The sequence below is a fragment of the Mesorhizobium sp. M7D.F.Ca.US.004.01.2.1 genome (assembly GCF_003997785.1).
GTDB lineage: Bacteria > Pseudomonadota > Alphaproteobacteria > Rhizobiales > Rhizobiaceae > Mesorhizobium > Mesorhizobium loti.
In genome coordinates, this window is record NZ_RZRQ01000335.1 from 1 (window position 1) to 6,142 (window position 6,142).

Here is a 6,142-nt window from a genome sequence, read left to right on the forward strand (position 1 = left end):
GCTCTGTGCTCGACCGCGTCGAGCACAGAGCGGCCGCCGGGATGCACCGCCCACAAATCGATCTCCTTGGCGGGCCTGCCGCCGAGGATGGCCGGATGCTCGTTGCGCAGCGTCTCACGGACCGCGCCGGGAACCTGGCCGGACAGCACCATGTCAAAGCCGTCGTCGCGGATGTGCCAGCTCATCAGCTCCTTGCGCTCCACTGCCACGATGGCGTGGAAGCTTTCGAGCAGGATGCCGTGCGGTTCGGCCGTTACCAGTGCGGCCGCGCAACCGTCGCCCCACAGGCAGAACGAGATCAGCTTCTCAAGCTCGGTGGCTTCCCTGAAATGCAGCGTGCACAATTCGATGTTGACGATCAGCACTCGGGCGTTCGGGTCGGAGCGCACGATATGGCGAGACAGCTTCAAGGCGTTGATGGCGGCATAGCATCCCATGAAGCCGACGATGGTGCGCTCGACCGACGTCGGCAGGCCGCATCGCTGCACCAGTTCGAGGTCGATGCCAGGCGCTGAAAAGCCGGTGCAGCTCGTCACGATCAAATGCGTGATCAGCGAGCGGTCGTCGTCGGCCAGCAGCGTGTCGACGGCCTTGTGCGCGAGCTCGGGCGCGGCGGCTTCGTACATCTGCATACGAATTGCTGTGCTGGCGAAGGAGCCCCTGACCGAGGTGCCGTCACGGTCGATTGCCCCGCCGCGCGGATCGTCGGCGGGCGCAAAGCAGGAATAGCGATGTTCGATGCCGGCGAGACTGACCATTCGCTCGAAAAGCGTAAGACGCTGGGCATCGTTTTCAAGCAGCGAAGCTCCATAGCGGAGGAAGAATTGATGCACGTCGTGTTCTGGAACTGACGTGGCAATACGGTTCAGATACGCTTGAGAGGACAAAATTGCTCCGACAATGAGCCCAATCGGGTCTCATAAGAGGTCTAGGAATTGGGGAAGCGTTTCCTAAGGCAAACGTCGGCATAAGGTATTTTATTGCGCGGTGCCGATATTTCTCATTAGCAAACTGTGATACCAGCCTCCGATCTTGTATGAAAGGGGCCGACCTTCGGCTTCGCCGTCCGGACTGAGTTCACATGCGAGTTCCGCCATGAACAGTGCGCGGCCATAAAGGTACGACCGAATTCTATTTGCCGGATTGCCGGCTGAAGCCTTAGATTTCCGATCCATCGCATGACCGACATAAACATCAGGCATCTGGAGCCAGAACTCCTCGACGGCCTCCCGGCCGACGATCCTGGTGCGATTGCATCCCGTCGTGATCTCGTTCGCATCAACGCATTGATGTTCCAGGCCAGGATCATGGCATCGCTCTTGCGAACGAACGTGCTGACAGCGCCGCTGCGCATCCTCGAACTCGGCGCCGGTGACGGAAAGTTCATGCTGAGAGTGGCGCGGCTGATGGCGCGGCGTTGGCCCGATGTGGATATCGTCATGGTCGACAGGATCGACCTGATCGGCAAGGATGTGTGCAACTCTTTCGCTGAATTTGGTTGGCGGGCGCAACCTGTAACCGCCGATATATTCGATTGGACAGGGGACAGGCCCTTCGATCTTGTTTGCGCCAACCTCATCCTCCATCACTTCGACGACACGCGCCTCCTGGAGCTGTTTTCCCGGATCATGACGATGGCCCCGATGCTCGTCGCGACGGAGCCGCTCAGGGCCAAGGGGCCACTTGCCGCTACGCGGCTCCTGCGACTGATCGGCGCCTGCGCGGTTACACTGAACGACGCGACGCAAAGTGTCCGCTCCGGTTTTCGCGGCACGGAACTTTCACAATTGTGGCAGCTGTCAGGTGGAATGCCCGTGATGGAGGCCCGCAAAGGCCTATTCACTCAAGGTTTTGTAGGTGCCAGTATGCCCGGCACCAAATGATGCACGACGCAATTGTCATCGGTGCCGGCCCTGCCGGCAGTTCTACCGCCATTGCGCTGGCCCAGCATGGTTGGTCGGTGGCGATGGTGGAGAAGGTCGCGTTTCCTCGCCGAAAGGTCTGCGGCGAATTCATGTCGGGCACCAGCCTTGCCTTGCTCGACCAGTTGGGCGTCGGCGAAACTTGGCGCGCGGAAGCCGGCCCCGAAATACGTCGCGTCGGGTTCTTTTCTGGCGATGTTTCAGCCGAGGCGCGAATGCCGAGCGCCAAGACGGGTCTCGGCCGCGCTCTCGGCCGCGATCGTTTGGATTACATGTTGTTACAGGCCGCCGAACGCGCGGGTGTCGAAATTCTCCAGCCTTGCAAGGCTGTCGCTATTCGTCGGCACGATGATTTGCAGTTTGTGACCGTGGAGGCGGGCCAGCAACAAAAGGTTGTTAGCGCACCTGTAATTATTGCCGCGCACGGATCCTGGGAAATCGGGAAACTCCCAAGCCAGTTTGAAAGAGCGAGCCAACCTTCTGACCTTTTCGGTTTCAAAGCGCATTTTACCGGCGCCGCGCTGGCGCCCGACCTGATGCCGCTGCTGGTATTCCCGGGCGGCTATGGGGGAATGGTAACGGCAGACCATGGCCGGGCTTCAATTTCCTGCTGCATCCGCCGAGATGTTCTATCCGGCCTGCGCCGGCGCTATGGAAACATTGCGGCGGCGGATGCGGTATGGCGCCACGTCGTGGCCTCGTGCCGAGGCGTGGAAACTGTGCTGGCCGGTGCCGAATTGGATGGCCCATGGCTCGCCGCGGGACCGATCCATCCCGGTATTCGAGCTGGCTATGATCAGGGCATCTTCCGCGTCGGCAACATCGCAGGTGAGTCACACCCTGTAATCGCGGAAGGGATTTCGATGGCGCTGCAATCCGGCTGGCTCCTTGCGAGAGAACTGATCGCGTTGGGTAAAGGTCACGAGGGCCACGACGAGGCCGGACGTCGCTACGAAAGGGAATGGCGTCGGCAATTCTCGACCCGTGTGCGTGCCGCAGCCTTGATTGCCCGAATAGCGCTTGGGCCTGGCAGCGGGATGGTGATGCGCGCCGTGATCAAGAACTTTCCGGCGGCTTTAACGCTTGGCGCTCGATTGAGTGGAAAGACCCGGCCTGTTCCGGGTTTTTGACGTCAAGCAGCGCGGCTCACTGGGCGTCACCTGACGGTGTACCAACGTGGCGGTTGACCGTGACGAGGTCTCAGAACACGCCCGCAATTCGATCGTGCGTTCTACACCGATCTTCCACTAAGAAATGGACAGGATCTCGAGTTCGCGCTGCCCCAGCTGGACAACGTCGCCAACGGTTTTGCCAGTCAGCGCGATGGCAACCGGCGAACCATGCGATACGGAAGCCTGAGACGGGTTGGCCTCATCCTCACCGACGATGCGAAAGGTCTGAGTGCGGCCATCGTCACGCTCGAAGGTAATGGTGTGACCGAAGGCGATCACTTCGTTGGACGTCTGCACCAACATAAGCTGAGCCGTACGGACGCGCTCGGCATAGTAGCGCATATCTCGAACCGGGACCGCCGACTGCCGTCGCCTCTCGTTGATATCTTCCAGCACGTTAACGGCCTCGAGAGCCTGCTGAGCGCGAGCCAATTCAACCTGCAGCATCTTGAGGCCCGCCTCGGTGACGAGGTTGATCCGATCGGAGATAGCGCGGGCCGGCGCTTTCCTCCTTGGCAAATGCGACGCGCAATTGGTCTGGACTCCGTGTCGAACACTGTCAGCAATCCGAAAACCTACAGCCGACAATAAAGCAGCAACAAATTTGACGGGTGACTTTGGCAGAAACGGAATGTCCACAAAGGCTCGACGGCAGGTCTGCTCCCTTGCCTTCAATGCCAGAACCGGACGGTCCTCTTCCGGCCCCAAACAAGACATTGGAAGTCGGTGCGCAGGCTGCCCGCTACTGGCACAAAGCAGACTTGGGCGCTGCATTTTGCCGTTTGGGAATAACCACGGCTTGAGGACATTTTCTTATTGCACCCCCTCACGGTGCCAAACTCCCCTGCTCCACCTCCCCGGCATTGGGATCACCAGGCGCCGTCGCCTAGGCGAGTTCCACCAGCGTCACGGTGCGCCTTCAGGTCCCATCGAGCTGGCAGACGATGAGGCCCTGCTCCTCGATATAGGTCAAGAGGCGCGGGGCGCGGCGCAGTGAGTGCGAGCCATAGGCGCGGGCGATTGCGGCGTCGCTCGGGCATGGCCAACCTTCCTTCGCCGCACGCGCGATCATCATGAACACGCCCTGCATATCGTCGGGCAGCAGCGAGGCGCGCACCGAGACGTCCTGCCAGGCGTCATCGCCCGCTGCCATGTCGGAGCCCAGCCCAGCGCGGGCGCGCGTCAGCATGCGGCGGAATTCGGCCAAATCGGGCCCGCAGCCCTCCGTCCTCGTGCGTCTCAAAGTGTTAGCGAAAACTAATATTAATCGGCATCGTCCAAGACAATATGCCTATAATTTTGGCTAATTTTGGCATATGTACAAAATTTTAATCAATTTTTTCTGGTCATCATGTCTTACTATCTTCATCGGAGCTGACTCTTTGCTACTTATTCAGGGTATGTCTACAGAACGGTCGATGTTATGGTGGGTCGAGTGACGATTCCCTGGAACGATATTGTTCGTTGCAACGTTGCTCGGGAAGCGGTAGCCGGGACTCTTATCGAATGATTTGAGAGGCCAGGCACCACGAGGAAGGATTTCTGATGAGCACCATCACGAACGCCAAAGGCATCCCTCTTCCCTACACCGGTGCTTCCACCCATTGGTTCTCGGCAACCGGGTCCGGACCGGAACTGCACGGCACGCCCGGCAACGACTCCTTCTGGGGAGACAGCAGTGTCAATGTCACAATGTACGGTGGCGCGGGCGACGACTACTATCATCTCTATTCCACGATCAACAAGGCGGTCGAGGATCCTGGGGCAGGTGTCGACACGATCGACACTTGGATGAGCTACAAGCTGCCCGCTAATTTCGAAAACCTCGTCGTCACCGGCGATGGCCGCTACGCGTTCGGCAATGCGCTGGACAACATCATCACGGGCGGCGCTGGCAGCCAGACGCTGGATGGCGGCAAGGGCAATGATGTCCTCATCGGCGGCGACGGTGCCGACGTCTTCATCGTCTCGAAGGGCAACGGAAGCGACCTGATCTTCGATTTCGGCGCGACGGACACCGTGCGTCTCAATGGCTACGCCCTCACCTCGTTCGAGGCCGTACAGGCCAACATGGTCCAGGCGGGAGCGAATGTGCAGCTCAACCTCGGCTCCAGCGAGGTTCTGGTGTTCAACAACACCACGATCGACAAGTTTCAGCCCGCCCAGTTCGAACTGCCGATCGACAAAACGGGCATGACGGTGTCCTTCGTCGACTACTTCAACACGCTGAATCTCTGGAACGGCCACAGCGGCACCTGGGATTCCAACTTCTGGTGGGGCGCTCCGAACGGCAGCACGCTGACCCAGAACGGCGAGCTGCAATGGTACATCGACGCCAATTACGGCCCGACGAGTTCCGTCCACCCGTTCAGCGTGGCAAACGGCGTTCTCACCATCACCGCGGCGCAGGCCCCGGACGACATCAAGCCGCTCATCAACAATTACGAATACACTTCCGGGATCCTGACGACGCACGACACCTTCTCGCAGACCTATGGCTATTTCGAAATGCGCGCCGACCTGCCCGAAACGGCCGGAGCATGGCCAGCCTTCTGGCTGCTGCCGGAAGACGGCTCGTGGCCGCCGGAGCTGGACGTGCTCGAAATGCGCGGCCAGGAACCGAACACGCTGCAGATGACGGCGCACACCAACGAGACGGGACAGCACACCAAGATTTCGTCCTCGGTGAATGTTTCGAACACCGATGGCTTCCACACCTACGGCGTGCTGTGGACGCCGGATCAGCTGATCTGGACCTACGATGGCGTCAAGGTCGCCGAGGCCGCGACGCCGTCGGATATGCATAGCCCGATGTATATGCTGGTCGATCTCGCGGTCGGCGGTTTCGCCGGGGCGCCTCCCGACCATCTGGCGACGCCGGCACAAATGAAGATCGACTATATCCGCGCTTACACGCTGGACGATGTGCAGCAGAGCCATCTGAGCATAACGGGCGAGCACACGGTCTAGGCGACCAGTGCGATGTTGCGGGATCATGTGCCATTGAGGGATGCGACGAGGCAGCAGGGCCTGCGGTCGGTGTTCATG

General features: G+C 60.0%; 5 protein-coding genes and 1 pseudogene. 3 read left to right on the plus strand and 3 right to left on the minus strand.

Translation table 11 applies throughout. The features are described 5' to 3' along the window. Positions 1–833 (minus strand): type III polyketide synthase (locus tag EN993_RS29300; protein WP_245469004.1); only part of this gene is annotated, 833 nt, incomplete at its 3' end. Positions 834–1,178: 345 nt separating this feature from the next. Here EN993_RS29300 and EN993_RS29305 point away from each other — a divergent pair. Both EN993_RS29305 and EN993_RS29310 read left to right on the plus strand, forming a co-directional pair. Next, positions 1,179–1,883, plus strand: a complete 705-nt coding sequence (locus tag EN993_RS29305; RefSeq protein ID WP_127265528.1) for a class I SAM-dependent methyltransferase — start codon at positions 1,179–1,181, stop codon at positions 1,881–1,883. Further along, positions 1,883–3,052 (plus strand): NAD(P)/FAD-dependent oxidoreductase, encoded by a 1,170-nt coding sequence (locus EN993_RS29310; RefSeq protein WP_245469005.1) that lies wholly within the window; start codon positions 1,883–1,885, stop codon positions 3,050–3,052. The genes EN993_RS29305 and EN993_RS29310 overlap by 1 nt, the downstream gene beginning before the upstream one ends. 117 nt (positions 3,053–3,169) lie before the next feature. Here the strand turns inward: EN993_RS29310 and greA are convergent, their stop codons facing one another. Together greA and EN993_RS29320 are read right to left on the minus strand one after the other, a co-directional pair. Beyond that, positions 3,170–3,613 (minus strand): transcription elongation factor GreA, encoded by a 444-nt coding sequence (gene greA / locus EN993_RS29315; protein WP_127265530.1) that lies wholly within the window; start codon positions 3,611–3,613, stop codon positions 3,170–3,172. A gap of 367 nt (positions 3,614–3,980) precedes the next feature. After that, a pseudogene (locus EN993_RS29320) lies at positions 3,981–4,307 on the minus strand (ATP-binding protein); the annotation flags it as partial. 332 nt (positions 4,308–4,639) lie between these two features. On the opposite strand from EN993_RS29320, the gene EN993_RS29325 reads away from it, so the two are divergent. Then, positions 4,640–6,064 (plus strand): family 16 glycosylhydrolase, encoded by a 1,425-nt coding sequence (locus EN993_RS29325; RefSeq protein WP_109669532.1) that lies wholly within the window; start codon positions 4,640–4,642, stop codon positions 6,062–6,064. Positions 6,065–6,142: the final 78 nt, after the last annotated feature.